We start from the raw sequence: 26172 nt of genomic DNA, 5'->3' as shown, positions 1-26172 counted from the left end.
TTCAGCCAACTTTTCAGCAATTTTTCCTAGATTTCTCTAGAACGAAGGACATCGTCGCTAGCAGCGCCGCCGCCCTCGTCAGTGAGCGGGTTATAGTCCCACGCCCCCGAAAACGTCAACAGGCCGACTTCGAAATTTTACAGAAAAATGACAAGCAAATGATTTCACTGCGAAATTTCGATATTTTTCTGAATTCGGCGGATTTTCACCGACCAGTCCTCTTATATAGGCTAGCCAAATTAGCGGGATGGTGACGCCCCGCCTCAAAACCGCCCCGACAAATTCACAATCCCATGGAAAGAGCGTTACAGGGCGTTCGCAATCGTCTTGGGACATCTCACCATATGACAGCAGTTAGCGGCGGATTTGACTCATTTCGAGGAAAAGGGCACATGGTTGGCCCAAGGTCCTGCAGGCAGCATCAAGCTGCTTATGGCAATAACGCGTATATAGGGACTGGCTAAGTCGGCATGAACACGGCCCGCAACACGATCCGATCGCTTGGCAACGAACCGCCCATCCTTGCTGATGGTCGGCGCGCGCCGGACAAGCGAGAGATTTCGGTCCGCTGGCTCTCCGGCACGTTCCTGACAGGCATCACCTCTTCTGTATTGATGGGTGTCGCACTTTTTGCAGCACTCGATGGACGCCAGCAGCTCGCCATCCCGGCAGAAGCATCTGCCTCGGTTCCCAGCGACCACGATAGCGATTCAGTCCAGCGCGGCAAACGCCTGCTCGGCGGCAAGATCGTCGCGATGCCGACGGATCGCAAGATCATGGAAGTGTCGACCGTGGTCCACGAAGGCAATCGCGAGCTCGTGCGCCGACGCCCCTTCGCCCATGTGAAGATGAATCTTGCCGCAGACCATGTCGCTCCGGAAGCATATCCGAAATTCGATCCTCTTGCGATCTTCGCCTCGAGCGAAGCACCGCCCCCGCCGGGCAACAGAACCGGCCTGATCTACGGGTCAAACGTCGAATCCGAAGTCAGTCTTCAGACGCTCGCATTCCCGATATCGGGCAGCACCTACGCTTACGCCGCGCCGATGACGCTCGAGGAAGTAGAGGAAAACGTGCGCTCGAACGGCTCGGTCCTGACCGCCGGCGACGCACAGCTTTCCGCACTCTATTATGTCGACCCGCAACGCTTCTCCACATCTGAAGATGTCGATCTGACATCCGGCCTCAGCGCCCGCGTTGTCGAAGAAAACATGTCGGTGACCGCGCCCGAGCCGATAACACCGCATACGCGAGAATATGCAGACGATATCATTCCCGTGCGCCGACCGATGTCGATCGCAGAAGCGATGACCCAGGTCGGTTATCCGGAAGGCAAGGCGAAGGAACTCTCCGGATATCTTCAGGCGCGCCTGGGCAGTGACAAGGTTTCCCCCGGCGATGTCATCCGCATCGGCGTGATCCAGGAAGGCCAGATGGTCATGGTCGTCAGGGCCAGCCTCTATCAGCGCGGCCAGCACCGCGTCACCATCGGCCTCGATGACCATAGCCGCTTTGTCGATGCAGAAGAGCCGGCAATGCTCGATGCGGTTGCATCCGCCTTTAGCGACCAGCCGCCCCAGATCATGGCGGGCCGCGACCTGCCAAGCGTCTATGACGGCATTTATCGTGCGGCTCTTTCCTATGGCATGAGCACCGACATGACAGCGCTCCTGGTAAAACTGCTTGCCAGCAATGTCGATCTTCAGGCGCAGCTACGCTCGACCGACAAGATCGAGGCGTTTTTCTCGGTTGCAGACAAAAAGGGACAGGCCTCCAAGGACTCCGAGCTCCTCTATGTCAACGCCCATTTCGGCGATACCGACACGCGCTTCTACCGGTTCCAGAATGCCGACGAGGACAATTCGGTCGACTATTTCGACCAGGACGGTCGCAGCATAAGGCAGTTCCTGTTGCGCAGCCCCGTTCCGAACGCCCGCATGACATCCGGTTTCGGCATGCGCAGCCACCCGATCCTCGGTCGCGCGCTCATGCATACCGGCACCGACTGGGCAGCCCCCCGCGGAACACCGATCATCGCCACCGGCAACGGTGTCGTCGAAAAGGCAGGCTGGGATAGTGGCGGTTACGGCAACCAGACGCTGATCCGCCACGCAAACGGTTATGTCTCCTCCTATAACCACCAGAGCGCGATTGCCCGCGGTGTGCGCGAAGGCGCCAAGGTCACCCAGGGCCAGGTCATCGGTTATGTCGGCTCCACCGGCCAGTCCACCGGCGCCCATCTCCATTACGAGCTGATCGTCAACGGTACCAAGGTGGATGCGATGAAAGTACGCCTTCCCGGCGGCAAATCGCTGGAAGGCAAGGCGCTGGCCCGTTTCGAGGATGAGCGCAAACGCATCGATACCCTGCTGAACACGCAAGGATCCGACCAAGTCGCAAGCCGCTGATCGTTTTCAGTGCGAAACAACCAGTGTTCCTGACGCTGTATCGAAACTCGCCATGCTGCCGATCGGCACGCTGAGCGGCCGCGCCCCATGCCCGAAGGGCAGCCCGCCGATAACCGGCACGCCCAATTTTGTAAGGTTGTCGCCGAGGATATCGATGATCCGTGGCGATTGATGTGGTTCAGCCGTGGTGAACTGTCCGACCACGATACCGGCCACGTCGCGGAGATGGCCCGCCTTGCGCAACAGCGTCATGGCACGGTCGATCCCGCCCGGCTGGCAATCGACAGCCTCGATCAGTAACAGCGCGCCCGCAAGATCAGGCAACGCCCACCCGGCCGTGGTTACGATCATGTCGAGATTTCCGCCGATCAGCAGCCCCTCGGCCGCGCCGCCAGTCGAAAGCGCTGAAGTCGCCTCATCTGAACGGGAGCCATAGGCCAGCTTCCCCGGTCCCGATAATATCCGCAGCAGGATATCGCGATTTTCCGTATCCGGGCAGCCGGCGGTATCTTCAAAAAGACTGCCGTGAATACTGGTGATCCGGCAGTGTCGAAACAGGGATAGATGCAAAGCGGTGATATCGCTGAAACCGACAAGCGGTTTGGGATCGCGCCGCGCCGCGCCGAAATCCAGTTGATCCGCGATCCGGTATGATCCCTTGCCGCCACGTGTCGCAAAAATCGCCCGAATGTCAGGATCACGCAGGGCGGCATTGAGATCGCCGAGACGCTGTTCGTCGGTACCAGCGAACGGACCGTGTTTCGCAAAGGCGTGGTCGCCAAAATCGACTTTAAAACCGAGATCGGACAGGGCTCGCGCCCGCGCGAAAGCCCGCTGGCGATCCGGCATGCTTGCCGGTGAGACGAAGCGTATCCGATCACCCGGTTTCACCCGGCCATGAAAGTTGACATCCGCGTGTCGACCCGAACCTGTCATGCCCCTACCGCCAAGCTCTCATGAAAAAGGCCGCCCCGAGGGGCGGCCCTGTTGATCTTCGCTAGTTACGCCGCTTCGCTCATGCTGCCCTTGATGCGGAACAGCAGCCGGTCGGAGCCGGAGGTCACCTTGACGGTCGAGCCGTCCGGGATATGACCGCCGAGGATCTGTTCGGCGAGCGGATCCTGGACGAATTTCTGGATCACCCGCTTCAACGGACGTGCGCCATAGACCGGATCGTAGCCCTTGTCGGCCAACCATTCGCGGGCGTCGCCATCCAGTTCCAGCTCGATCTTGCGATCGGCCAGAAGCTTCAGGAGGCGCTGCAGCTGGATATCGACGATCGCACCCATCTCGTTCCGCTTCAGGCGGTGGAAGAGAATGATCTCGTCGACGCGGTTCAGGAATTCCGGCCTGAACGATGCACGCACGACGCTCATCACCTGCTCGCGCACGCTTTCCGAATCCTCGTCCTCGCGGAGCGCAGTCAGATATTCGGCCCCCAGATTCGAGGTCATGATGATCATCGTGTTCTTGAAGTCGACCGTACGTCCCTGCCCGTCCGTCAGACGCCCGTCATCGAGCACCTGCAGAAGAACGTTGAACACGTCCGGATGCGCCTTCTCGATCTCATCGAACAGCACGATCTGGTAGGGCTTACGCCTGACCGCTTCGGTCAGCGCGCCACCCTCTTCGTAACCGACATAGCCCGGAGGCGCGCCGATCAGCCGGGCGACCGAATGCTTCTCCATGTATTCCGACATGTCGAGGCGCACCATCGCTGTTTCGTCGTCGAACAGGAAGCGGGCCAGAGACTTGGTCAGCTCCGTTTTGCCCACCCCGGTCGGACCGAGGAAGATGAACGAGCCGATCGGCCGGTTCGGATCCTGCAGCCCGGCGCGCGAACGGCGAACGGCACGCGACACGGCCTGAACCGCATCGCCCTGACCGACGACCGACTTTGCCAGCTCGTCTTCCATCCGCAAAAGCTTGTCGCGCTCGCCTTCCAGCATCTTGTCGACCGGGATGCCGGTCCAGCGGGAAACCACATGTGCGATCGCATCCGGATTGACGACTTCCTGCACCATCGTATTGGCGGAACTGTCCTGTGCCTCGGCTTCCACCAGACGCTTTTCGAGATCCGGAATAACGCCATAGGTCAATTCGCCGGCGCGCTGGAATTCACCCTTGCGTTGGGCGGTCGCCAGTTCATTGCGGGCCTCGTCAAGCTGCCTTTTCAGGTCTGCAGCAAGTCCAAGCTTCTGCTTTTCCGCCTGCCAGCGGGCCGTCAGAGCATCGGCCTCTTCTTCCAGAGAGGTGACTTCGCTCTCAAGCCGCTGCAACCGGTCGGCGGAAGCTGAATCGGTTTCCCGCTTCAAGGCCTCCCGCTCGATCTTCAGCTGCATGATGCGGCGATCGAGTTCGTCCAGCTCTTCCGGCTTGCTGTCCACCTGCATGCGCAGCCGCGAAGCGGCCTCGTCCATCAGGTCGATTGCCTTGTCGGGCAGAAACCGGTCGGTAATGTAGCGGTTCGACAGGGTTGCAGCGGCGACAAGCGCCGAGTCAGAAATCCGCACCTTGTGATGCTGCTCGTACTTCTCCTTCAAGCCGCGCAGGATCGAGATCGTGTCCTCGACCGTCGGCTCGTCCACCATCACCGGCTGGAAACGACGGGCAAGAGCGGGATCCTTCTCCACATGCTTGCGGTACTCATCGAGCGTGGTCGCGCCGACGCAGTGAAGCTCGCCGCGCGCAAGCGCCGGCTTCAACAGGTTCGACGCATCCATCGCGCCATCGGATTTGCCCGCGCCGACCAGCGTATGCATCTCGTCGATGAACAGGATGATATTGCCGTTTTCGGCCTGCACTTCGTTGAGCACGCTCTTCAGCCGCTCTTCAAATTCGCCGCGATATTTCGCACCGGCAATCAGGGCACCCATATCGAGCGCCATCAACTGCTTGTCCTTCAGGCTTTCGGGCACGTCGCCATTGACGATACGCAGAGCCAGACCTTCGGCGATCGCCGTCTTGCCGACGCCCGGTTCACCGATCAGCACCGGATTGTTCTTGGTCCGGCGCGATAGAACCTGGATCGTGCGGCGGATTTCGTCGTCACGACCGATCACCGGATCGAGCTTGCCGTCGCGCGCATCGGCGGTCAGGTCGCGGGCATATTTCTTCAAGGCGTCGAAACCCTGTTCCGCATTGGCGCTGTCGGCAGTGCGCCCCTTGCGCAGGTCGTTGATCACCTGATTGAGACCCTGCGCCGTCAGTCCCGCCTTTTTCAGGCTGGCCGAGGTCGAAGCAGAGCTTTCGATCAGAAGCGCAAGCAACAGCCGTTCGACGGTGACGAAGCTGTCACCCGCCTTCTTGGCGGCATCTTCGGCAGTGGAAAACACTTTGGCGAGCGGCTGCGAAAGATAAATCTCGCCATTGCCACCCGAAACCTTGGGCAGTTTGGCAAGTGCGGCATCATTGGCGATCCGCGCTTCCTTCGCATTGCCGCCGGCACGCTCGATCAGCGACGAAGCCATGCCCTGGTCGTCGTCGAGCAGCACTTTCAGAACATGTTCGGGCGCAAATTGCTGATGGCCATCCGACAAAGCCTGCGTCTGGGCCGATTGCAGAAAACCGCGCACCCGTTCGGAATATTTTTCGATATTCATACCGTACCTCCTGAAATCGCCCTGCCCTTTCAGAAGGCACAGGCCGATGATTGAGATTGAGCCCCCTCGTCGAGGCAGGCCCTGCCGGCTCGATGCTATCTCGCAGCGTCCGGCTTCAGCCAAGATATGGGAGCAATTTTCCCGCTTTTAAAGGAGCATGTTGAAGCTTTTAGCGCTTGTCGAAACAGGCCGGATCGCCGCCGGCCTGGCCCGTCTCCGATCACCCCGCCGTGATCTATGGATCAGAAACTCGTGACTGGCCATTTTGTCGCAGGTGGCGCACACCTATCTCGTTATCGAGGCTTTCGGGGGTGAGCTTCGTATTATCATCAGAGGTAAATCCCATGTCGGAAGACAAGAACACCCAGCTTATCGGAATATTCAAAACGCTGATCATGGATCACGGCATGCCGCAGGCCATAGCGGACATTACCGATCCCGATTTCCAGGCACTGGCCGCAGCTCATGTCGATGAGTTCGATGAAGCCCGCGACGAATGCGAGAGCGCTCTCACCCTGTTTTGATTTTCACCCGGGCCGGCAGCCAAGTCGGCCTGGGCTTGAGCCCCCGAGCATCGCGACTTACCATCGCAATCATCCCATCAGCGCCTGCAGAACGCGATCATGAGATCAGAGTTCAGATGGATGTCTCTTCCCTGAAGTCCTGTTCTTCTTCTGCAGTCATTGCACGATAGATAGGCTTGCCGCTGACAAAGCGCATCATCAGGCACCCGGCGGCATATTCACCGCTGATCAGGCGCCTTTTGCGCAAGAATACTGCCGGCGCCCAGTCTGTTGTTTTGTTGGTTATCGAGATTGGCCAGACGATAAGATACTTGATCGCGCAAAACATTTATTCGATCTCAAAGATGATCTTGAGACAATAATCATCAAAGTATCGATTCGAGTAGACGTAATCGAAGAAAAACTGTCGAACAGCCCCTGAAACATCTCTCCCGAAAGCTGTAGCCGGCTTCTCGATGGAGACATGTGCAAAAACCAAAAGCTACGGCATGGCAAGCGAGCCTTAAGAATTGCCACCTGCTGCGGAAGACGCGGATTTTTCCCCGCCACCCCGCATACCGAAAGTCGCGGAGATCTCGTCGACCTCGAAATACAACAAAAGCTGATTGTGCAACGAGGTCGACTTGATCCTGCAGTGCAAAAGCAATCAGATCTCAGACGTAGAGAACGCGCTCTCCGAACTCTGTTGTCTCGTCGAAGTTTCCGGTCCCGATCCTGCTGCTCTCGCCCGAAAACTTTTCAGCTGAGCGGCTACTTTCGGCGGAAGGCTTTTCTGATGAACTGCTGGATTGCTGCGCGGCCTGCAGCTGCTGTTCAAGCGCATCGATCTCCGCCTGAATGTCAGCCTTCTCCTCCGCGTCCTTCGCTTCTTCGAGTTCAGCTTCCTTCGCGGTTATCTGTTTTTCGATTGCGGCAGTACTGCTGCTCGTCGATGATGAAGACAGGAGCGTAGAGGTCGTCGAACTTGTTACGGAACTGATCATGATGAATCCCCGAGTTGAACCGGGGCAACTATCGCAGCCATCCGTTAATTTTGAGTACTAATAAGTACCAATAATTCGCAGCCTGCAAATCAAAGGCCGGGATACCAACGGATATCCCGGCCTTCCAAAGGTCAAGCGCTCAAGGCACGGTCATTCTGCCGCAGCGGCGTCCAGAACACGTTCCCTGTAGGCGGCGCTGATTTTGTCGACTTCGTTCTTTGATCCGAAAATCACCGGCACACGCTGATGCAGCGAGGTGGGTTCGATATCAAGGATCGTGCTTGTTCCGATGATTGCGGCACCGCCGGCAGCTTCGACCAGAAGACCAATAGGGTTAGCTTCATAAAGCAGCCGCAGCCGACCGCCGGAGGCCGGCTTGTTACGATCGGCCGGATAGAGAAATACGCCGCCGCGATTGAAGATGCGGTGCGTGTCGGCAACCATGGAACCGACCCAGCGCATGTTGTGGCCTGTGTCGATTGCATCTTCGATATAGGAGGCGACAGCGTCATCCCAGGATGACCGGCGTGCCGCATTGATTGCAAACTCCTTGGCTTCCGGCACGATTTTCGCATCGGCGCTGGTCATCAGATAAATGCCGTCAGCACTCAGTGTAAAGATCTGCACGCCTTTACCAATGGTCAATACGAGAGTCGTCTGCGGCCCGTAGGCAGCATAACCCGCGATCAGCTGGCCACGGCCGTTTTTCAAGATCTCGCCGGAAGTGGAAGCTCTGATCACTGAAAAGATCGTGCCGACGGTGACGTTCACGTCGAGATTGGAGGAACCGTCAAGCGGATCGAAGATCACCGCATATTTGCCATCGCTATGAATGGCGACTTCGCTATCCAGTTCTTCCGATACTGCGAAGGAAACCGATGGTGACTTGCGGCAGGCCTCCAGCATGATCTCGTTGGACAGGATGTCGAGCGGCTTTTGCGCCTCGCCCTGCACATTGGTGATTTCCGTAGCACCCGTCAGGCCGTCCAGGGACGATGTTCTGAGATTGTCCGAAATCTCCCGTGTCGCCTCGGCGATGTTGCGGAGAACAACGACGAGATCGTCGTCCAGAACCGTGCCGTTGCGGGTTTCAAGGTAGGTTTCGAATGTCGTCATGAAATCGCTCCCTGCGGATTTTTTGGAAAAATCGCGGCTCTATGCCGTCTAAAAATCTATCTAGAGCGGAATTTTGCGACAACGCAACGAATTTCCGCAGTGCGGTAAGACATTATAATCGTTTGAAAAATCAGGATATATATAAACGGTCAGGAACGATCGCACCCTATCGGCGCAAAACTCGCCATTCAATCGTTTCGATGCGGCTTTACCCCACCAAAGAGCGGATTTTTACCTAAAACGAAAAAATCCGGCCAAAGGCCGGATTTTTCCATCTTGTTTCATGGGACCTGGCTTATTCGCCGGCCACATCCGCCATTTCAGGCGCAGTATCATCGCCCTCTGCAGCTTCAGCACTCTTGCGAGGCTGGCGGCGGGGACGCGTGCTGGCAGCACGACGGCGGCGCGGAGCAGCCTCTGCCTGCGCTTCTTCCTCGACAGCAACTTCAGCCGGGGTACCTTCGATCACGGGCTGCGGACCGGAACCGTCTTCGACAACGGGTGCCGAAATCTCGGCAGCTTCCGCCACCTGCGGTGCGACCGGAGCTTTCGGCTCGACAGCCCGCGGTTCGGCCGAACGTTCGCCACGCTCTGCACGCTCGCCACGTTCCGGGCGATCCTGGCGACGATCACGGCGATCGTTGCGGTCACGGCGGTTTTCGCGCGGCTGCTGGTCCTGGCTACCACTGCCCTGCTGGGCATTCTGCTCACGACGTTGCTGCGGTTGCTGCTCTTCGATCATCGGCTGCGGAGCATAACCCAGATCGTCGCCGTCACCGCCGTCGAGATCGTCCTGATCGACAATATTGCCATCGCGATCCTGGAATTCGCCGCGATCCTGATGCTGGAAGCGATCCTGCATCTGGGCCTGCGCAGCTGCGATTATGCGGTTGTAATGCTCTGCGTGCTGCAAATAGTTTTCTGCAATAACACGGTCGCCGGAGCTTTGCGCATCGCGGGCAAGAGTCGCATATTTTTCTGCTATATGCTGGGCAGTACCGCGGATTTTTACATCCGGTCCGGAACTGTCATAAGTGCGGCTGAGCGGATTGCCGCCCTTGCGCTGGAAATTGTTATTACCACCACCGCCGCCGCCGTTATTGTTGTTACCACGCCCTCGACCACGCTTGTTCTGCTGTCCTGGCCTCATTTATCGTTCACCAACTCTCTGTCTTCGCTGATAAGGGGCCACGCGGCTCGCCGGTCAAAGCCGGTACAAGACTTCGCGTGTTACGTACAGGTCGACCAACGCGGCCTGCCGCTTTCAAAGTCAAATTACCTGATTCACGCATCGAGAGTGCTCAACCTCGCCGGCTCTTCGAAAAAAGCACAATTAAGGATTGACCCGTAACCCGAACGAATCGCTGTTCATTCCCAGCTGCCCCGATGCGTAGGCGCAAACTATCCCGCTTCCTTTGGAATTCCAAGCTTTTTCTTTTGCTTCGCAACATCAACCACAGACTTGGCAAATATCAACACGCGATCATTCTCGCCGTAGTCTTTACGTGCCAGCAACAGATTGAAACCCTCTGCTTCGAATAGCTCGGTCACCGCATGTTTCTGATCAAAACCGATCTCTAAAGCGACGCAACCATCAGCCGCGAGAAACTCCCCGGCCCGGTCTGCAATCTCGCGGTAGGCGGTTAATCCATCAGCCCCGCCGTCCAATGCTGCCATTGGATCGAAGTTGCGGACCTCAGGATCCAAGTCGGGAATGACATCGCTACGTATATAGGGCGGATTTGACACGATTATGTCGAAACACCCGTCAATCTTGTCAAACCAGTGGCTTTCAACCGCCTGAAACCGCTGATCAAGGCCTAGCCGCCGTGCATTTTCCGCCGCCGTCTTCAACGCATCGGCGGAAATATCACTCCCGATCCCGGTGGCTGACGGTAGACCATCCAGCAATGCCAGAATGATCGCGCCCGTGCCTGTTCCTATATCGAGAATGCGGATGCTTCTGTCGCCCGCAAACTGCCGGGCCTCATCGAGAATACTATCAACCAGAACTTCCGTATCCGGTCTTGGTTCCAGGGTTTCCTTCGAAAGAAGCAAATCCAGGCCATGAAATTCTCGTTTACCTAATATGCGGTGCACTGGCTCTCGTTTCAAGCGGCGGGCAACGGCATCTTCTATTTTCGCAACCGAAGCGGCATCGATCTCGCGATCGCCACCAACGAAGACCTCAGTCGAGGAAAGCTCCAGGAGGCCGCCGACCAGGATCCGCGCCTCGATCGCCGCATCGGCAAAACCGGCTGCCGAAAACCGGGCTCTCGCATCGGCGACGGCTTCACCCAGTGTAATCATCGGCCCGACATCCCCTTGGGTCACCCCTGCTGCTCGCCAAGCGACGCCAGCTGCCCCGCCTGATAATCGGCGATCAGCGCATCGACCACTTCGTCGATTTCACCCATCATCATCCGGTCGAGCTTGTAGAGCGTCAGGTTGATGCGGTGGTCGGTGACACGACCCTGCGGGAAATTATAGGTGCGGATGCGTTCCGACCGGTCGCCGGAACCGACCTGGCTCTTGCGGTCTGCAGAGCGTTCGCTGTCCACTCTCTGCCGTTCCATGTCATAGAGACGCGAGCGCAGGACCTGCATCGCCTTGGCGCGGTTCTGATGCTGCGATTTTTCCGCGCTCACAACGATGATCCCGGTCGGCAGGTGGGTGATACGCACAGCACTATCCGTCGTGTTGACGTGCTGCCCGCCGGCGCCCGATGCACGCATCGTATCGATGCGGATGTCCTCCGGACGGATTTCAACGTCGACCTCTTCTGCCTCGGGAAGGACCGCAACCGTTGCCGCAGACGTGTGAATGCGCCCCTGCGTTTCCGTATCCGGCACGCGCTGCACCCGGTGCACGCCGCTTTCGAATTTCAACTTGGAAAACACGCCGCGTCCGGTCACGGTCGCGATGATTTCGCGATAGCCGCCCGCCTCGCCTTCACTGGCCGAAAGCACTTCCACCTTCCAGCCATGCGCGCTGGCGTAACGCTCGTACATGCGGAACAGATCGCCGGCAAAAAGTGCCGCCTCGTTGCCACCCGTACCGGCGCGAATTTCCAGAATGGCGCTCTTCTCGTCGGCCGCGTCCTTCGGCAGGAGCAGGATCTGCATATCCTTTTCCAGCGCCTCGATACGCTCCTCCGCGTCCGGAAGCTCCATCTCGGCCAGTTCCCGCATCTCGCGATCGGTGCCCTTGTCGGAAAGCATCGCCCTCAGATCGGCGATCTCGGCGATGGTCTTCTCATATTCACGGATCTTGGCGACGACGGGCTGCAGTTCGGAATATTCCGAAGCCAGCTTCACATAGACATCGGCAGCCGGACCTTCCGACATACGCGCCTCGATCTCGCCAAAACGGCGTTCCAGCTCGCGCATCTTTTCGACAGGAAGCTTAGCCAATTAAAGAACTCCAGATATGCCGCTCGTCATCCTCGGGCTTGTCCCGAGGATCTATCCACGCAGAGAGGTCAGCAGATCCTCGGGACAAGCCCGAGGATGACGGTGAGCACATAGCTCGACCAATGGCCCCCATTCAAGGCCTACAGCGGAATGTTATTCGCTTCCGCGAACTTCAACAGCAGTTCCCGGATCGGCTCCTGCGAGCGGATGTCGTCCAGCGCCGCATTCATTTCCGCTTCGAGCTGGCCCGCATCGAGACCAAGCAGCATCGCCTTGACCGGACCGATCGAGGTCGCCGCCATCGACACGGAGCGGAAACCGACGCCGATAAGCGCCATGGCGGAAAGCGGTTTGCCGGCCATTTCGCCGCAAAGCGTCACCAGCGTCCGGTTGCGCTCGCCGGCCCGCGCAATATCGCGCAGCATCCTGAGAAACGGTTTGCCGAGATTGTCGAAACGCTCGGAAACCCGCGCGTTGCCGCGGTCGGCCGCCATCGAGAACTGGAAGAGATCGTTCGACCCGACGGAAACGAAATCAACCTCCGCCATAAGCTCGTCGAGCTGCCACATCAGCGCCGGCACTTCCAGCATCGCACCGAACTGCAGCTTGCGCGGCAGCGTGTGGCCGAATTTGGAGAGATACTGCACTTCCTTCTGCAACAGGTCGCGCACCGCACGGATTTCCGAAACCTCGGTCACCATCGGGATCATCATCCGCAGTTCGGCACCGGCAGAAGCCTTCAGAAGCGCGCGGAGTTGGGTGCGCAACAGACCGGGCCGGTCGAGCGCGAGCCGGATCGCCCGCCATCCCAGCGCCGGGTTTTCCTCTTCCTGGGCGCGGAAATAGGAAACCACCTTGTCGCCGCCGATATCGAGCGTTCGGAAAGTCACCGGACGCCCCGCCGCCTGCTTGATCACACTGCGATAAAAGGCTTCCTGCTCCTCCAGCTTCGGCATGGTCGAGGCGATCATGAACTGCAGCTCGGTACGGAAAAGCCCGATGCCCTGCGCGCCGGATTCCGAAAGCTGCGGCAGATCCACCAGCAGGCCCGCATTCATGTTGAGGCTGATATGACGCCCGTCCCGGGTCAGCGGTTCGACGGACCTGAGCGCCCGGAACTGCTCCTGCCGCTTGGCGCGCAGGCGAACCTTTTCCTCATAGGCGTTCTGCAGGTCCGGCATCGGCCGCACATGCACCTGCCCGTCGTCGCCATCGATGATGATCGCGTCGCCGTTTTCGGCAAGCGCCACGAGACCCGTCGCCTGACCGACGACCGGAATGCCCATGGCGCGCGCAACGATCACCACATGGCTCGTCACAGCACCATCTTCCAGCACCAGACCACGCAGATTGGCGCGCGGATAATCCAGCAGTTCCGCCGCACCCATGGCGCGCGCGAGCACGATGGAATCGGACGGCAGCTCGTCCATGCTTCGCCCGGAATATCCGGTCAGCTGGCGCAACAGCCGGTTGGCCAGATCGTCGAAATCATGCATCCGTTCGCGCAGATACGAATCCGTCATGCGCATCATCCGCGCCTTGGTATCGCTCTGCACCTTCTCGACGGCAGCTTCCGCGGTCAGACCGTTATGGATCGCCTCTTCCATGCGGCGCACCCAGCCCTGGTCGTGGGCAAACATGCGGTAAGTCTCGAGCACCTCGCGATGCTCGCCTTCCTGCGCCACGTCGCGGCGCGACAGCATGTCGTCGATCGAGATGCGCAGCGAGCCGAGCGCTTCCGCCAGCCGGATGATTTCCTTTTCCGAATCCTCGTTCAGAAGGTTGGTCACGACGATGCGGTGCTCGTGCAGCACCACATGTCCGAGCCCGATACCTTCGTTGTAACCATTGCCCTGGATCGTCACCGCGCGGGTAAGATCGAGCTCCAGCCCAGGTGCTGTAATCTTCTTGAGGTCGCCGGTGGCGATCATCTCGGCGATCACCATCGCGGTGGTCTCGAGCGCCTCGACCTCGTCCTCGCGGTAGTTGCGACTCGCCTTGTTCTGCACGACCAGAACGCCGAGCGTGCGCCCGGCCCTCAGGATCGGCACGCCGAGGAAGGAATGGTAGATCTCTTCGCCGGTTTCCGGCAGGTAGCGGAAGGCCGGATGCGCCTGGGCATCGGAAAGGTTCAACGGCTGGGCGGATGCGGCAATCGTACCGACGAGACCCTGTCCCATCTGCAGCTGCGAAAGGTGGACAGCTTCTTTATTCAGGCCTTCGGTCGCGTAAAGCTCCAGAACACCGTCAGAGCGCAGGACATAGGCCGAGCAAACCTCGGCCACCATGTTGCTGGCAATCTGGCTGACGATCCGATCAAGGCGTTCCTGCGGATCCAGCGGTTCGGCCATCAGTTCGCGCAGGCGCTTCAACAAAACGCGCGGACCGGCCGACAGGTCTCTAATCGGCATAATGCTCCCCTTACAGCCCAACCATCGCCGACCCGGCGACGACGCACCGAAAGGAGCATCATGCCGGATTAGACATTATTCGCTTTTATCGAGACCGTAGGAGGAATGCAAAGTCCGAACCGCAAGTTCCGAATATGCACCGTCGATAAGAATGGAAATCTTGATTTCCGAGGTCGTGATCGCCTTGATGTTGATCGATTTTTCGGCAAGTGCCTGGAAAGCCTGCGCCGCAACGCCGGCATGGCTGCGCATGCCGATACCGATGACCGATACCTTTGCGAGACCTGATTCGGTCTGCACGACATCGAAGCCGATCTTTTCCTTGTTGGCTTCCAGAACGCTCATCGCCTTCTGCACGTCGCCCGAAGGCACGGTGAAGGTCATGTCGGTCTTGGAACCGTCCTCGGAAATGTTCTGGACGATCATGTCGACATTGATATGGGCTTCCGCGAGCGGCCCGAAGATCGCAGCCGATACGCCCGGACGGTCGGACAGACGACGCAACGAAATCTGCGCTTCATCCTTGGCATAAGCGATGCCGGTGACGACTTCCTGTTCCACGATTTCTTCCTCGTCGCAAATCAAAGTACCGGGCGGGTTCAAGAAGTCTCCCATGCCCGGTGCATCGGGATCTTCAAAGCTGGAGCGCACAAAGGTGCGGACCTTGTGGACCATGGCAAGCTCGACCGAGCGCACCTGCAGCACCTTGGAGCCGAGAGACGCCATTTCGAGCATTTCCTCGAACGACACCTTCTTCATCCGGCGAGCCTTGGGCACGATGCGCGGATCGGTCGTGTAGACGCCATCGACGTCCGTATAGATGTCGCAGCGATCGGCCTTGACGGCAGCGGCAATCGCCACGGCGGACGTGTCGGAGCCACCACGGCCGAGCGTCGCGATCCGGTTGTCAGGGCCTATCCCCTGGAAACCGGCAACAACAGCCACTTGGCCTTCGCCCATCCGCTTGATGATGTCGGAACCGTCAATCTCCATGATGCGTGCAGCACCGTGTGCGTTGTCGGTGCGGATCGGGATCTGCCAGCCCTGCCAGGAACGGGCATTGACGCCCATCGACTGCAGCGCGATCGCCAGGATACCGGATGTCACCTGCTCGCCGGAAGCAACGACGGCATCATATTCGCGCGCGTCGTAGAACGGCGAATTGGCGCCTGCCACTTTCGGCATGTCCTGAACCCAGCCCACCAGTTCGTTGGTCTTGCCGGACATGGCGGAGACGACGACGGCCACTTCGTGCCCTGCATCGACTTCACGTTTCACATGGCGTGCGACATTGTGAATGCGTTCGAGATTGGCGACGGACGTGCCGCCGAACTTCATGACGATGCGAGCCATACGACGAAAACCACCAACTCGCCCTCGGCCACGCCGGGGCGCCTATTTGCTAACGCTGGATATCCCGGCGGCTGCCTGAATATCGAGTTGGGGTCTCTTAGCGAAAAGGGGGGGCACACGCAATGGCCGGATCATGGGCAAACAGTACGCCTGTCATAAAACTGAAGAAGCGGTCATCATACGCAAATGGCAGTCGATAAGAACAAGGGGCCGCTTGCGCGACCCCCTGCCGATCTGTCGTCGATCTGTTCGAAATCGTCAGTTGCAATTTGGCCCGACGACGCAGTTCTGGTTACGCTGCGGACGCTGCTGTTCCTCGCGCTGCGGGCGTTCACGGTCTCGCTCGCGGGCTCTTTCGCGATCACGATCGCGATCTCTGTTCCGCTCGCGCGCCTGATCCCGATCCCGGGCCTGATCCCGTTCTCTTTCACGGGCACGATCCCTGTCTCTGTCACGATCACGCTCTCTCTCGCGGTCGCGATCCCAACCGGGAGGCGGGCGCCGATCGTTGCCGTCAAAGCGCGGCCGATCACGGTCCCTGTCACGGGCCTGATCTCTGTCACGATTTCGGTCACGTTCCCACCGGTCGCGATCACGGGACTGATCCCAGCGATCCCGATCACGGGATTGGTCCCACCGATCGCGATCACGGTCGCGATCCCAGCCCGGAGACGGACGGCGACCATCATCCCAGCGCGGCGGGGGCGGAAGTGGACGCTGCGCACGCCAGTTGTAATCCCGCCAGCGATCACGATCCCGATAGAAATTGCGGTCGCGGTAATAGGTGCCCCAATAATTGTCCACGTCGAACGTGACCGATGGGATGCCGAGACCGCCATAGTAATCCGGCGCCACATAAACGCGGTTCGAACGATAGGATGTCTGCACGTAATTGCCGGACACCCAGCCGCGCCCGCCGGCAAAGGAGACGTCGCACCAGTTGACCGAACTCATGCAGCCGTTGATCGTCACGGGCGCGCCGTAAGGAATGACTGTAACCGCCGGATAACCGGTACTGGGGCCGGACCGCATGTTGACGTTTGCGGTGGCGTAACCGCGCACCGCCGCCTCGGCGATCGCGGGCGCCACCAGGAGCGTGCAGAAAGCCGCAGCACTCATCAGGAACTTTTTCACGGGCTTCCTCCTGAGGAAATTATCGAAACGGACATTGTTCCGTATCGAGTTTTTATCGCCATAAAATGTCGACTGGCCCCAATTGTTCCAGCATCCGCCTGAATAGGTCATGAATGATCTATTGGGCATCCGTTCACTCCCGCAATATCACCACAGGCGGGGAAGCCCGATCTCACGAGACCATTAGAAATCAGACAGTTACCGAAAAGACGGCGCACTGCCGTCCCCACTCTTGATGCCTGAGCATAAAATCAACCCGTTCCGCTTCGGCTACACCGGTCCGCATAACCGGCGAGGCGGAACCGGTGATCGGATGTTCCGCCCTTATGCAGACGGACCTTCCGGAGCCGCGCAGAAAATGGTCTGCCCCTGAATAAGGCGTGCGTGTGTCGCACACATACCGGCCGGCAGTTCGATGAGGACATAAGCCCGACCGCCGCAGACGGACCGGAGTTGCGCGGAAAAACACACCGAACGGGACACGCCGAGTGTCACATATAAAAATTCAATTCGAGGCACCCGACGTGTCCCGGCCGAAACAAGAAACTCTCAGGCACCAAGGGAGGACTCCATCCCCCCATACAGACAAGGAGAGGTGACCAATGAAAAGAAACGATTTTTCCGAATACGAAAAGCGCCGCGCACAGGATCATGAAGAAGCATGGCGTTTATCGGCGACGCTGGAGAACATACACAGCCGCCACTGCCACTACAGGATGTGTCGCCGTTCCCAGTTCTGCAGCGGCCCGATGCTGCCTTCCGAACACCAGCGCAGCGTGATCAGCGCCCATAAGGAGATCGGACTGAGCGGCATGGCCTGTGCCCGTCTACCCATGTGTATGGCCAATGCCACGTTGGATCGCTACGCCTATGTCCGCGGTGCACTGGAAAAGATCACCGAAGCGCGCAACGGCGAGCTGAAGCACCTTACATTCTGGGACATCGTATTCCTCATTCAGATGCAAGCGCGCAGCCAGCACAGAAACGCACCGCGCACTTGACTTCTCCGGCCCGACAGCCGACTTCAGGTTTCGAATGTAAAGGGTGATAAGACGATGACGGAAGCAGCCAGGACGACGGTCGACAAGGATCAGGTCGAGATGTTCTCGAAAATGGCTGCCGAATGGTGGAGCCCGACCGGAAAATTCCGCCCGCTGCACAAGTTCAATCCGGTTCGCCTTGCCTATATCCGCGAACGCATCTGCCAGAATTTCGGTCGTGACCCGAAGGCGCATCGCCCGCTTGAGGGCCTTCGCATCCTCGATATCGGCTGCGGCGGCGGCCTTCTGTCCGAACCCGTCGCCCGCATGGGAGCGACCGTCATCGGCGCCGACCCGTCGGAAAAGAATATCGGCATCGCCTCGACCCACGCGCAGGAAACCGGCACGCAGATCGATTACCGTGCCGTCACCGCCGAGGATCTTGCCCAGGCAGGCGAAACATTCGACGTCATCCTCAACATGGAAGTCGTCGAACACGTAGCCGATGTGAACCTGTTCCTCACCACCTGCGCGTCCATGGTGCGCCCCGGTGGTCTGATGTTCATGGCGACGATCAACCGCACGCTGAAGGCCCGCGCACTCGCGATCTTCGCCGCCGAAAACGTCCTGCGCTGGCTGCCCCGCGGCACGCATCAGTATGAAAAGCTGGTCCGCCCGGAAGAGATCGAACGCCCGCTCCAGACCTCCGGTCTGCACATCGTTCACCGCACAGGCGTCTTCTTCAATCCACTGCAGGATCGCTGGAACCTCTCGCCCGACATGGACGTAAACTACATGCTGCTGGCAAAGCGCGAGGGCTGATTTCACCTCGCCGCGTACGAAATCCTCTAACGCCGTCAACGTGATCTCGCCAGACGCAAGCTCGACGCAGAGCTGCAGAAGGGCATCGACGATATCGAGGCCGGGCGCGTCATGTCGCTCGAAGAAGCCTTCGACAGCGTCTATGATGAACTCGGCTGGAAACGCCCTGCCCGATGAAGGTGATCTTTACCCGGGAGGCTCGCCAGGACCTCGCGGATGTCGCGCGACACATATCAGTTCACAATCAGGTTCGGGCACGATCCTATGTCGAAGAGTTGCGAACGGCTTGCCGATCGACTGACCGTCCCCCTCCCCGGCTATCATGCTATACTTTCATCGAAAGCACATGAGACATCAGGTGTTTGTGTCTTTCGGCGTTCAGCGCGGCGAGTTCGCGCACGCGGGTACGGTCGATCGATATCCGTTCGCCATCATACCCGTAGGGATCTTTGAAATGAAAAGCCCTTGGCCCCGGCCCATGGTCGTGCAGATATTCGAACCGCTCGACAGCCTCGGCCCAATCAGGACGGCCCTCGGACCACCAGAGAACCAGAGCCGGCCATTGTTTCTCAACCTGCCAGTTCTTGGCATGCTTCAGCGCATCGGCATGAACGCCGGAATAGGAAAACGCCATAAGCGATTCCAGATCGGCCCATAGCGAAAGCGAGGAAGGTGCCCACTCGAACCCGCTTCCATTGATGAATCGGGGAAAGACCTGCGTTCCCCAGCTCTCTGGTCCCGGTTCGCCCTCATAACCGGAGCGGCCGATGAACCCTTCGGCACATTCGGCAGCCGAAAAATTGGCGGGTTCCCGCAGACGAAAACCCTCGACCGCGGGACTGTCATAAGACGCAACGAAAAGGCCAAAATTGTAGATCGCCAGTTTCGCCGCGCTGGTCATCTCACTTGGCCATATCAGTTCGTATCGTCCGTAAAATCCGGCAATGGCGCCACCTCGATCCCTTCGTCGATCAGGTCGCGAACCTCGTCCGCACTCGCCTGACCGATGATCCCGCGGGCATCCGCCTCGCCATAATGGATCTTGCGCGCCTCTTCGGGAAATTTTTCGCCTACATCCTCGGAATTAGCGCGGATATTGGCGACAGCTTCGTGAAGCTTAACCATTGCTTCCTGCCGGGCGAGATCCATCGCCATCTGCTTCTTGGCTTCCTTTTTCCGCGCGGTGGAAACGGAAGGCGCCATCAACGACTTGGAAATCGAACCCGAATTGCAGATTGGACAGGTCAGAAAGCCGCTCTCCACCTGCCGGTCAAAATCGGCACTTTCGGAAAACCAGCCTTCAAAGGTATGTGCGTTGTCGCAGCACAGCGAATATTTGATCACACTGCCACTCCACCGGCACCCCGGTCAGCATCCGGGCCGGCAACATCCTCCAGCACGAACTCGCGTGCATTCTTCAGATTAGGCACCTTTTTGCGAGTAATCACAACGCTGTCCAGGTCGAGATCGGCAACGAGAACCTCCTCACCCGCATCGCCACCCCGTGCGAGGATTTTGCCCCAGGGGTCGATGATGAGTGAATTGCCATAGGTCTCCCGGCCGTCCTCGTGCACCCCGGCCTGCGCTGCCGCAATCAGGAAAGCGCCGTTCTCGATGGCCCGAGCCCGCAGCAGGATCTCCCAATGCGCCTCGCCCGTCTGTCGCGTGAAGGAAGCCGGCACCGTCAGGATCGTCGCTCCGGCGACAGCCTGGGCGCGGAACAGCTGAGGGAACCGCAAGTCGTAGCAGATCGACATGCCGAGCTTTGCGAAAGGCAGCTCCACCACCTTGGAGACACCGCCCGGCTCATAGGCGGAACTCTCCCGCCAGCTCTCGCCATTGTCGAGATCCACGTCGAACATGTGGATCTTGTCGTAGGTCGAGATCAGGCGGCCATCGGGCGCAAAGAGAAAACTGCGATTGGCGATCTTGCCGTCATCACGAGCAATTGCCGTCGAACCGACGTGCAGGAAAATGCCGAGCTCCGCCGCAAGTCCGCGCGCCGTCGCCACGATGATGTCATCCGCCTCGCCGCGCAGGACCTCGCGGGCAGCCTTGCGGTCCCGCTGCAGCATACCGGTCATTTCCGGCGTCTGGACGTAAGTCGCCCCGCGTGCCGCCGCATCCCGAACCAGCCGGGACATGTCGGCCGCGTTCTTGACCGGATCGACACCGGAACGCATCTGCACTGCAGCGACCTTGATCATCATCTAAACGTCCTGTTACGCAAGCATCGAGTCCAGCTTGCCTTCACGATCAAGCGCATGCAGATCATCGCAGCCGCCGACATGTTCGCCGTTGATGAAGATCTGCGGAAAGGTCGACCGACCATTCGACTTGGCGATCATTTCGGCGCGAAGCTCCTGGCTATAGGTCGCATCATGCTCGACGAACTCGACGCCCTTGGACTGAAGCAGAGCTTTCGCACGTGAGCAATAACCGCAATATTCGCGGGTGTAGATGGTAACATCCGTCATGATAATCTCCAGGCGCGCTGGGAGGAATACGCGCCGACTGTTGTCTCTCATATAGTTTCGGCCAGTGCCATTGCAAAGGTCAAAACACTGACTTAGGCGGCACCCGCCTTCTTCAACGCGCGTGTCGCAGCGGTAACTGTGGCACCGGTCGTGTAGACATCGTCGACAAGCACGATGTGTTTGCCGAACACCTCGGCCTCCCGTCCGTCGGCGACGGCGAAAGCCGCCCGGACATTGTCTTCGCGAGCCCGTGCAGTCAGCCCTACCTGTCGCTTCGTTCTCTTCGTCCGCACAAGCGCCGCCGGCAGATAGGGCTTCCCCGCCGATCTTGCGAGATGCCGCGCGAGCTCGGCTGACTGGTTGAACTTCCGGAGCGCAAAACGCGTCCGGTGCAAAGGCACCGGCAGGATTGCATCGCAGCTGCGCAGGCAATCGCCCCCCGCGCGCTCCATCCATCCCGCCATGATTGGCGCAAGATCGCCTCGGTCCCTATATTTGAGCCCATGAACCATGTTGCGCGCGGTACGATCGAAGACAGTGGCTGCGCGCAGGCGATCGAAAACCGGAGGATGTGCGATAGCTTGAGCCGAGAGCATGCCCGGCCCTGGATCATAGGAGAATGGCAGGCCGAGTATGTCGCAATAGGGCCTCTCGATGAAGCGGACCTCGCGCCAGCAGGAGGCGCAGACTGCCCCATGACGCCCCGTCAGAACGCCGCAACCGAGGCATACCGGAGGGTACACGACATCGGCGATCCGCTGCAGACAGGCCGAAGCGGATTGCGAAAGCGTTTTCACGAGACTATTGGCCAAATTGCCAGGCATGGACTTGACAATAAGCGACGGAATACGCCTTAGCGAAGCATAATCGGGTGGTGATGATGGAATTTCTCTTCGACGAAGACCTGCTGGCCCGCAGACGCGAACGAGCCTTGGCAAATCAGACTGGCAATGCGGATTTCCTGCTGGATCTGGCGGCAGGCGAATTGGCCGAGCGTCTTTCGGTCGTGGAGCGGCAGTTTCCTCTTGCCATCGAACTGCACGGAGGAACCGGGATCGCCGCGCGAAAGGCGATGGAAACCGGCAAGATCGAAACAATTCAGCGCGCAGAAACCAGCGAACGCTTCGCCAATGCAGGAGAGCACATCCTGTCCGCCGGTCTTGATGACGTGCCCATCGAGCCGGCATCGGTCAACCTCGTCCTGTCCCCGATGGCGCTGCATGCTGTCAATGACCTGCCAGGCACGCTGGTGCGCATTCGCCGCGGCCTGAAGCCTGATGGCCTGTTCCTCGCCGCTATTCCCGGTGCGGGAACCCTGTCTGAGTTGCGCGATGTGTTGCTTGCAGCCGAGGCCGAGCTGACACAAGGCGCAAGCCCCCGCGTTATCCCATTCGCCGATGTGCGCGATATAGGCGGTCTTCTCCAGCGGGCAGGTTTCGCCCTTCCTGTGGTGGACGCCGAAAACTACACGGTCCGATATGACAGCCTGTTTCCGCTGATGCGCGACTTGCGCGCCATGGGTATGGCCAATCCCTTAAGGGGTCGCAGCCGAAAACCCCTTGGGCGCGCATTTTTCCTGAGGGCAGCGGAAATCTATGCAGAGCGTTATTCTGATCCCGATGGCCGGATCAGGGCCACGTTCTCGATCATCTACGCCTCCGGATGGGCGCATCATGAGAGCCAGCAGCAACCGCTGAAACCAGGCTCTGCCAAAGTGCGTCTTGCAGATGCCCTTAAGGGCCTGGACGGCTAAGCTTCAGGCAAAAGAGGAAACGGCTTCAAGCCGTCTTATTTGGACGCATCGGTGTAGGTGTTGGTGATGGTGTTGAACATATTGCCCATCGCCTCGTAATAATTGCCGAGCGCAGCGGCAAGCGTGATGCCGAGGACCGCGGCAAGCAAGCCGTACTCCACTGCAGTTGCACCACTGATATCCCTGATAAAGCTGCGGAACAGGCGCATAGGTCGTCCTTGGAATGTAAGCGGTTCGATCATGCGCCGGAGTGGTTCAGCAATCGCCGTCCGCTCCGTAACCCTGAACGATGCAAACCGAACCGGGAGTCTCCTGCAGAACGCTCCTGCGGATCGTGTAGTGCTTCGAACCACCTTCGGCGGGCTTTATAGATCCCGTCGTCAGCATGTCGAAGTCTTCCTGCACATGCGCAAGGCGCTTCTGGTCCGACCGCTCCGCCAGCATCGGCGTCACGATCAGCGACAGGGCAATTACGGCTGTTCCGAAAAGCAGCGCAATATTGAGCGCTCCGGTCTTACCGGACCTGTACGTCGCCCGCTGGCGATTGCGCACAGTTTTCCAGAACTCGTCGTCCATTGCCCCGAAGCCTCGTCAGATCATTACGTGCCTGGCCACAAAGATGCCAGAATCCGTTGAACGAACTGTTAACGCGAGATAAATCCGACAGCTCTAATTTTAATTAGAGCCTTTCCTGGTGAAATTGGAGCGTTCTGCCGGAGCAGGTTTTCGTCGGGGCAAAAGCTCTAAAGCAGATCCTGAAGCATCGGGATCAGCGGCTCGTCTGCCGGCGGCATGGGGTAATCGCGAAGCGCGTTGGGCCTGACCCACTTGATCTGCTGCCCCTCGCGACCGGTCGGAACGCCCTCGAAGCGGCGGCAGACATAGAGCGGCATCAGAAGATGAAAGGTCTCGTAGGTGTGGCTCGCGAAAGTGAGCGGCGCAAGGCAGGCCACCTTCGTCGTGATCCCAAGCTCTTCATGGAGCTCCCGCACCAGCGTCTCTTCCGGCGTTTCACCGACTTCGACCTTGCCGCCCGGAAACTCCCACAGCCCCGCCAGCGATTTTCCCTCCGGCCGCTGCGCAAGCAGGATGCGTCCGTCGGCATCGATCAGCGCGCAGGCGGAAACAAGAAGCAGCTTTTTCGGTTCGCTCATGATTTCCGCCAGTAACGATAGGAATAGGCCTTGGTGAAGCCGAACCTCTGATAGAGCGCGATGGCAGCTTCGTTGGTTGACTCTACCTGCAGCCAGGCAGTGCGCGCACCGCTGATCCGCGCCCAGCGAAGCGCCGAGGACAACATGTCTGTGCCAAGCCGTTCGCGGCGATGGGATGGTGCAACGGCGAGCGAGAGAATGCCGGCCAGATCGTTGTCCTGCACGCACAACACCGTCGCCACGGCTCCATTGCCGGGATCCTGTTTCATGAAGAAGCCGGATGTGGGCTTGATTGCACTGAGTATCTCGGCAAGCGCCGGCTTCAAGGCCGGATCGTCACCGGCTACCGAAAGGCATGCATCGGCAAAACGGCCGATATCGTGGCTTGGCAGATAATCGAGCGTGTCGGGAAGCTCCAGCCGGGAAAGGTCGACCGTCATGACGTCCGCCGTCTCGAAGACCTCCCAACCGCTATGTGCCAGATGTTCAAGCAGTACCGGCGGCGCAAGCGGTGTTTCCCTCAGCACAAGCGTCCTGCCGTAATCCGCAAAACGCTTGGCAGCCTTTGCGAGTCTGAGATCGAGATCCCGATGATCGGATGGATCGAGCGGAACCACGCAGTTGACCCGTTTCGACGGATGTCCGCCGGTCAGCCGCACCTGCCAGCTTCCGTCATAGACGACGGACGCAGCAGGCCATGCACGAAACCCGACGGCTTCCAGCCTGCGGACCAGCGGCAGATCGGGCTTGACGGATGCTGCTGCCATCACCCGCATCAGCTCCGGTAATCGCCGTTGATGGCGACATATTCCTTGGTCAGATCGCAGGTCCAGACAGTCGCCTTGCCAGATCCGAGGCCAAGTTCGACCTTTACCGGAATGTCCTGGCCCTTCATCACGGCAGAGGCCGCCTCTTCGGAATAACCCGGATCGCGCTCGCCATTGACGGCAACGCGGATGTCGCCGAACCAGATCGCCAGCTTGTCGCGATCGGCAGCCTCGCCGGCCTTGCCGACGGCCATGACGATACGGCCCCAGTTGGCGTCTTCGCCGGCGGCAGCGGTCTTGACCAGCGGAGAATTGGCGATCGACAGCGCGATCGTCTTGGCGGCCGCATCGCTTTCCGCACCGGTGACGGTGATCTCGAGCATCTTGGTGGCGCCTTCGCCATCGCGGGCGACCTGGATCGCCAGGTCCTTCAGGAGCGCGTTCAGCGCCTCGCGGAAGGAGGCGAGCGCCGGATCATTGGCATCGGTAATCTGCTTCTGGCCGTCGGCGGCAGCAGCGCCGGTGGCAAACAGCATCAGCGTGTCGGAGGTCGACGTGTCGCTATCGACGGTCATCGAATTGAAGCTCGGCTCGACACCGGCCGACAGCATCGACTGCAGAGCGGCAGAAGAAATGTCGGCATCGGTAACGACGAAGGACAGCATTGTCGCCATGTCGGGCGCGATCATGCCGGCGCCCTTGGCAATGCCGTTGATCGTCACCTTCACGCCGCCGATCTCGGCGGTACGGGTCGCGACCTTTGGATAGGTGTCCGTCGTCATGATCGCCTTGGCGGCTTCCTGCCAGAAATCGCCGGTAGCGGTCTTGTTCATGTCGCCCAGCACACCAGCAAACTTGGTGGCATCGAGCGGTTCGCCGATGACGCCGGTAGACGCGAGATAAACCTCGTTCTCGCCGCAGCCGACAGCTTCGGATGCAGATTTCGCCGTCAGAGCGGTCGCAGCCTTACCCTTGATACCCGTGAAAGCATTCGCATTGCCGGAGTTGACCACCACGGCACGAGCCACGCCATGAGAGAGGTTCGAGCGGCAGAAATCGACCGGGGCCGAAGGGCATTTGGACTTGGTGAACACGCCGGCAACCGCTGCGGGCTTATCGAAAACCATCAGGAGCACGTCGGTACGGCCCTTGTACTTGATGCCGGCGGCAGCAGTCGCCATCCGCACACCGCGGACCAGGGGCATTTCAGGATAGGATTTCGGTGCGAGCGGAGAGACGGAAGCGGACATGGTCAATACCTGCGCGAAAAGTTTT

At 59.2% G+C, this 26172-nt stretch carries 28 protein-coding genes; 7 read left to right on the top strand and 21 right to left on the bottom strand.

Annotated features, from left to right (window positions below):
- Both HNQ72_RS30400 and HNQ72_RS21190 read left to right on the top strand, forming a co-directional pair.
- On the top strand, positions 1–254 hold a 254-nt coding region (locus HNQ72_RS30400; RefSeq protein WP_210319665.1), incomplete at its 5' end, for a hypothetical protein.
- A 216-nt stretch (positions 255–470) separates the two neighbouring features.
- Positions 471–2408, top strand: a complete 1938-nt coding sequence (locus HNQ72_RS21190; RefSeq protein WP_183995027.1) for a M23 family metallopeptidase — start codon at positions 471–473, stop codon at positions 2406–2408.
- A gap of 6 nt (positions 2409–2414) precedes the next feature.
- On the opposite strand, the gene HNQ72_RS21185 is transcribed toward HNQ72_RS21190, so the two are convergent.
- The gene (locus HNQ72_RS21185) at positions 2415–3344 is read right to left on the bottom strand and encodes a S66 peptidase family protein (protein ID WP_183995025.1); all 930 of its coding nucleotides are present in this window, start codon (positions 3342–3344) and stop codon (positions 2415–2417) included.
- A gap of 65 nt (positions 3345–3409) precedes the next feature.
- Positions 3410–6010, bottom strand: coding sequence for an ATP-dependent chaperone ClpB (gene clpB, locus HNQ72_RS21180; protein ID WP_183995023.1), 2601 nt, complete (start codon positions 6008–6010; stop codon positions 3410–3412).
- 344 nt (positions 6011–6354) lie between these two features.
- Between clpB and HNQ72_RS21175 the strand changes: the two genes are divergently transcribed.
- Positions 6355–6534 (top strand): hypothetical protein, encoded by a 180-nt coding sequence (locus tag HNQ72_RS21175; protein ID WP_183828146.1) that lies wholly within the window; start codon positions 6355–6357, stop codon positions 6532–6534.
- 112 nt (positions 6535–6646) lie between these two features.
- Here the strand turns inward: HNQ72_RS21175 and HNQ72_RS21170 are convergent, their stop codons facing one another.
- The 9 genes from HNQ72_RS21170 to HNQ72_RS21130 all read right to left on the bottom strand — a co-directional run bounded on the left by HNQ72_RS21170 (position 6647) and on the right by HNQ72_RS21130 (position 16944).
- The gene (locus HNQ72_RS21170; RefSeq protein WP_183995021.1) at positions 6647–6862 is read right to left on the bottom strand and encodes a hypothetical protein; all 216 of its coding nucleotides are present in this window, start codon (positions 6860–6862) and stop codon (positions 6647–6649) included.
- 325 nt (positions 6863–7187) lie between these two features.
- Complete coding sequence (locus tag HNQ72_RS21165; RefSeq protein WP_183995019.1) at positions 7188–7517, bottom strand: hypothetical protein; 330 nt, start codon at positions 7515–7517, stop codon at positions 7188–7190.
- Positions 7518–7667: 150 nt separating this feature from the next.
- Positions 7668–8633, bottom strand: a complete 966-nt coding sequence (locus tag HNQ72_RS21160; protein ID WP_183995017.1) for a class 1 fructose-bisphosphatase — start codon at positions 8631–8633, stop codon at positions 7668–7670.
- A 295-nt stretch (positions 8634–8928) separates the two neighbouring features.
- Complete coding sequence (locus HNQ72_RS21155) at positions 8929–9783, bottom strand: DUF4167 domain-containing protein (protein WP_183995015.1); 855 nt, start codon at positions 9781–9783, stop codon at positions 8929–8931.
- Positions 9784–10034: 251 nt separating this feature from the next.
- Positions 10035–10943, bottom strand: coding sequence for a peptide chain release factor N(5)-glutamine methyltransferase (gene prmC, locus HNQ72_RS21150; protein WP_183995013.1), 909 nt, complete (start codon positions 10941–10943; stop codon positions 10035–10037).
- 20 nt (positions 10944–10963) lie between these two features.
- The gene (gene prfA / locus HNQ72_RS21145; protein ID WP_183995011.1) at positions 10964–12046 is read right to left on the bottom strand and encodes a peptide chain release factor 1; all 1083 of its coding nucleotides are present in this window, start codon (positions 12044–12046) and stop codon (positions 10964–10966) included.
- 140 nt (positions 12047–12186) lie between these two features.
- Positions 12187–14451, bottom strand: a complete 2265-nt coding sequence (ptsP, locus tag HNQ72_RS21140) for a phosphoenolpyruvate--protein phosphotransferase (RefSeq protein WP_183995066.1) — start codon at positions 14449–14451, stop codon at positions 12187–12189.
- An 81-nt stretch (positions 14452–14532) separates the two neighbouring features.
- Entirely contained in the window at positions 14533–15810 is a 1278-nt protein-coding gene (locus tag HNQ72_RS21135) for an aspartate kinase (RefSeq protein WP_183995009.1), read from the bottom strand.
- 258 nt (positions 15811–16068) lie between these two features.
- Positions 16069–16944 (bottom strand): SH3 domain-containing protein, encoded by an 876-nt coding sequence (locus tag HNQ72_RS21130; protein WP_308422351.1) that lies wholly within the window; start codon positions 16942–16944, stop codon positions 16069–16071.
- 602 nt (positions 16945–17546) lie between these two features.
- On the opposite strand from HNQ72_RS21130, the gene HNQ72_RS21125 reads away from it, so the two are divergent.
- From HNQ72_RS21125 to HNQ72_RS31295, 3 genes are all read left to right on the top strand, one after another.
- Positions 17547–17945, top strand: coding sequence for a hypothetical protein (locus tag HNQ72_RS21125; protein ID WP_183995007.1), 399 nt, complete (start codon positions 17547–17549; stop codon positions 17943–17945).
- 54 nt (positions 17946–17999) lie between these two features.
- Entirely contained in the window at positions 18000–18746 is a 747-nt protein-coding gene (gene ubiG, locus HNQ72_RS21120; RefSeq protein ID WP_183995005.1) for a bifunctional 2-polyprenyl-6-hydroxyphenol methylase/3-demethylubiquinol 3-O-methyltransferase UbiG, read from the top strand.
- Between the two features lie 173 nt (positions 18747–18919).
- Positions 18920–19096 carry a type II toxin-antitoxin system RelE/ParE family toxin gene (locus HNQ72_RS31295; RefSeq protein WP_183995003.1) on the top strand — a complete coding sequence of 59 codons (177 nt, stop codon included), beginning with the start codon at positions 18920–18922 and terminating at the stop codon, positions 19094–19096.
- Here the strand turns inward: HNQ72_RS31295 and HNQ72_RS21110 are convergent.
- The 5 genes from HNQ72_RS21110 to HNQ72_RS21090 all read right to left on the bottom strand — a co-directional run bounded on the left by HNQ72_RS21110 (position 19072) and on the right by HNQ72_RS21090 (position 22047).
- Positions 19072–19647 carry a DUF3291 domain-containing protein gene (locus HNQ72_RS21110; RefSeq protein WP_183995001.1) on the bottom strand — a complete coding sequence of 192 codons (576 nt, stop codon included), beginning with the start codon at positions 19645–19647 and terminating at the stop codon, positions 19072–19074. The genes HNQ72_RS31295 and HNQ72_RS21110 overlap by 25 nt on opposite strands.
- A gap of 14 nt (positions 19648–19661) precedes the next feature.
- Complete coding sequence (locus HNQ72_RS21105) at positions 19662–20090, bottom strand: DUF1178 family protein (protein ID WP_183994999.1); 429 nt, start codon at positions 20088–20090, stop codon at positions 19662–19664.
- On the bottom strand, positions 20087–20956 hold the full coding sequence (locus HNQ72_RS21100) for a carbon-nitrogen hydrolase family protein (RefSeq protein ID WP_183994997.1): 870 nt from the start codon (positions 20954–20956) through the stop codon (positions 20087–20089). The genes HNQ72_RS21105 and HNQ72_RS21100 overlap by 4 nt, the downstream gene beginning before the upstream one ends.
- A 12-nt stretch (positions 20957–20968) precedes the next feature.
- Positions 20969–21223, bottom strand: coding sequence for a glutaredoxin 3 (gene grxC, locus HNQ72_RS21095; protein ID WP_183994995.1), 255 nt, complete (start codon positions 21221–21223; stop codon positions 20969–20971).
- Between the two features lie 92 nt (positions 21224–21315).
- The gene (locus HNQ72_RS21090; RefSeq protein WP_183994993.1) at positions 21316–22047 is read right to left on the bottom strand and encodes a ComF family protein; all 732 of its coding nucleotides are present in this window, start codon (positions 22045–22047) and stop codon (positions 21316–21318) included.
- A gap of 56 nt (positions 22048–22103) precedes the next feature.
- On the opposite strand from HNQ72_RS21090, the gene HNQ72_RS21085 reads away from it, so the two are divergent.
- Positions 22104–22976, top strand: a complete 873-nt coding sequence (locus HNQ72_RS21085; protein WP_183994991.1) for a methyltransferase domain-containing protein — start codon at positions 22104–22106, stop codon at positions 22974–22976.
- Positions 22977–23011: 35 nt separating this feature from the next.
- Here HNQ72_RS21085 and HNQ72_RS21080 read toward each other — a convergent pair whose 3' ends face one another.
- From HNQ72_RS21080 to argJ, 5 genes are all read right to left on the bottom strand, one after another.
- On the bottom strand, positions 23012–23185 hold the full coding sequence (locus HNQ72_RS21080) for a Flp family type IVb pilin (protein ID WP_183994989.1): 174 nt from the start codon (positions 23183–23185) through the stop codon (positions 23012–23014).
- Between the two features lie 46 nt (positions 23186–23231).
- A complete protein-coding gene (locus tag HNQ72_RS21075; RefSeq protein ID WP_183828186.1) occupies positions 23232–23552 on the bottom strand; it encodes a hypothetical protein in 321 nt (106 codons plus the stop codon).
- Between the two features lie 167 nt (positions 23553–23719).
- Positions 23720–24130, bottom strand: coding sequence for an 8-oxo-dGTP diphosphatase MutT (gene mutT / locus HNQ72_RS21070; RefSeq protein ID WP_183994987.1), 411 nt, complete (start codon positions 24128–24130; stop codon positions 23720–23722).
- On the bottom strand, positions 24127–24897 hold the full coding sequence (locus HNQ72_RS21065; protein WP_183994985.1) for a GNAT family N-acetyltransferase: 771 nt from the start codon (positions 24895–24897) through the stop codon (positions 24127–24129). The genes mutT and HNQ72_RS21065 overlap by 4 nt, the downstream gene beginning before the upstream one ends.
- Positions 24898–24905: 8 nt before the next feature.
- The gene (argJ, locus tag HNQ72_RS21060; protein WP_183994983.1) at positions 24906–26147 is read right to left on the bottom strand and encodes a bifunctional glutamate N-acetyltransferase/amino-acid acetyltransferase ArgJ; all 1242 of its coding nucleotides are present in this window, start codon (positions 26145–26147) and stop codon (positions 24906–24908) included.
- Between the last annotated feature and the right edge of the window lie 25 nt (positions 26148–26172).

This window comes from Aliirhizobium wenxiniae, from assembly GCF_014201355.1.
GTDB classification, from domain to species: domain Bacteria; phylum Pseudomonadota; class Alphaproteobacteria; order Rhizobiales; family Rhizobiaceae; genus Neorhizobium; species Neorhizobium wenxiniae.
This window is presented reverse-complemented; position numbering and strand designations above follow the sequence as displayed.

Excerpts from the sequence above, each read along its gene's own strand:
- HNQ72_RS21190 (WP_183995027.1), top strand. The coding sequence starts at position 471 with ATGAACACGGCCCGCAACACGATCCGATCGCTTGGCAACGAACCGCCC.
- HNQ72_RS21185 (WP_183995025.1), bottom strand. The coding sequence starts at position 3,344 with ATGACAGGTTCGGGTCGACACGCGGATGTCAACTTTCATGGCCGGGTG.
- clpB (WP_183995023.1), bottom strand. The coding sequence starts at position 6,010 with ATGAATATCGAAAAATATTCCGAACGGGTGCGCGGTTTTCTGCAATCG.
- HNQ72_RS21175 (WP_183828146.1), top strand. The coding sequence starts at position 6,355 with ATGTCGGAAGACAAGAACACCCAGCTTATCGGAATATTCAAAACGCTG.
- HNQ72_RS21170 (WP_183995021.1), bottom strand. The coding sequence starts at position 6,862 with ATGTTTTGCGCGATCAAGTATCTTATCGTCTGGCCAATCTCGATAACC.
- HNQ72_RS21165 (WP_183995019.1), bottom strand. The coding sequence starts at position 7,517 with ATGATCAGTTCCGTAACAAGTTCGACGACCTCTACGCTCCTGTCTTCA.
- HNQ72_RS21160 (WP_183995017.1), bottom strand. The coding sequence starts at position 8,633 with ATGACGACATTCGAAACCTACCTTGAAACCCGCAACGGCACGGTTCTG.
- HNQ72_RS21155 (WP_183995015.1), bottom strand. The coding sequence starts at position 9,783 with ATGAGGCCAGGACAGCAGAACAAGCGTGGTCGAGGGCGTGGTAACAAC.
- prmC (WP_183995013.1), bottom strand. The coding sequence starts at position 10,943 with ATGATTACACTGGGTGAAGCCGTCGCCGATGCGAGAGCCCGGTTTTCG.
- HNQ72_RS21135 (WP_183995009.1), bottom strand. The coding sequence starts at position 15,810 with ATGGCTCGCATCGTCATGAAGTTCGGCGGCACGTCCGTCGCCAATCTC.
- HNQ72_RS21125 (WP_183995007.1), top strand. The coding sequence starts at position 17,547 with ATGAAAAGAAACGATTTTTCCGAATACGAAAAGCGCCGCGCACAGGAT.
- ubiG (WP_183995005.1), top strand. The coding sequence starts at position 18,000 with ATGACGGAAGCAGCCAGGACGACGGTCGACAAGGATCAGGTCGAGATG.
- HNQ72_RS31295 (WP_183995003.1), top strand. The coding sequence starts at position 18,920 with ATGAAGGTGATCTTTACCCGGGAGGCTCGCCAGGACCTCGCGGATGTC.
- HNQ72_RS21110 (WP_183995001.1), bottom strand. The coding sequence starts at position 19,647 with ATGACCAGCGCGGCGAAACTGGCGATCTACAATTTTGGCCTTTTCGTT.
- HNQ72_RS21100 (WP_183994997.1), bottom strand. The coding sequence starts at position 20,956 with ATGATGATCAAGGTCGCTGCAGTGCAGATGCGTTCCGGTGTCGATCCG.
- grxC (WP_183994995.1), bottom strand. The coding sequence starts at position 21,223 with ATGACGGATGTTACCATCTACACCCGCGAATATTGCGGTTATTGCTCA.
- HNQ72_RS21090 (WP_183994993.1), bottom strand. The coding sequence starts at position 22,047 with ATGCCTGGCAATTTGGCCAATAGTCTCGTGAAAACGCTTTCGCAATCC.
- HNQ72_RS21085 (WP_183994991.1), top strand. The coding sequence starts at position 22,104 with ATGGAATTTCTCTTCGACGAAGACCTGCTGGCCCGCAGACGCGAACGA.
- HNQ72_RS21080 (WP_183994989.1), bottom strand. The coding sequence starts at position 23,185 with ATGCGCCTGTTCCGCAGCTTTATCAGGGATATCAGTGGTGCAACTGCA.
- HNQ72_RS21075 (WP_183828186.1), bottom strand. The coding sequence starts at position 23,552 with ATGGACGACGAGTTCTGGAAAACTGTGCGCAATCGCCAGCGGGCGACG.
- mutT (WP_183994987.1), bottom strand. The coding sequence starts at position 24,130 with ATGAGCGAACCGAAAAAGCTGCTTCTTGTTTCCGCCTGCGCGCTGATC.
- HNQ72_RS21065 (WP_183994985.1), bottom strand. The coding sequence starts at position 24,897 with ATGGCAGCAGCATCCGTCAAGCCCGATCTGCCGCTGGTCCGCAGGCTG.
- argJ (WP_183994983.1), bottom strand. The coding sequence starts at position 26,147 with ATGTCCGCTTCCGTCTCTCCGCTCGCACCGAAATCCTATCCTGAAATG.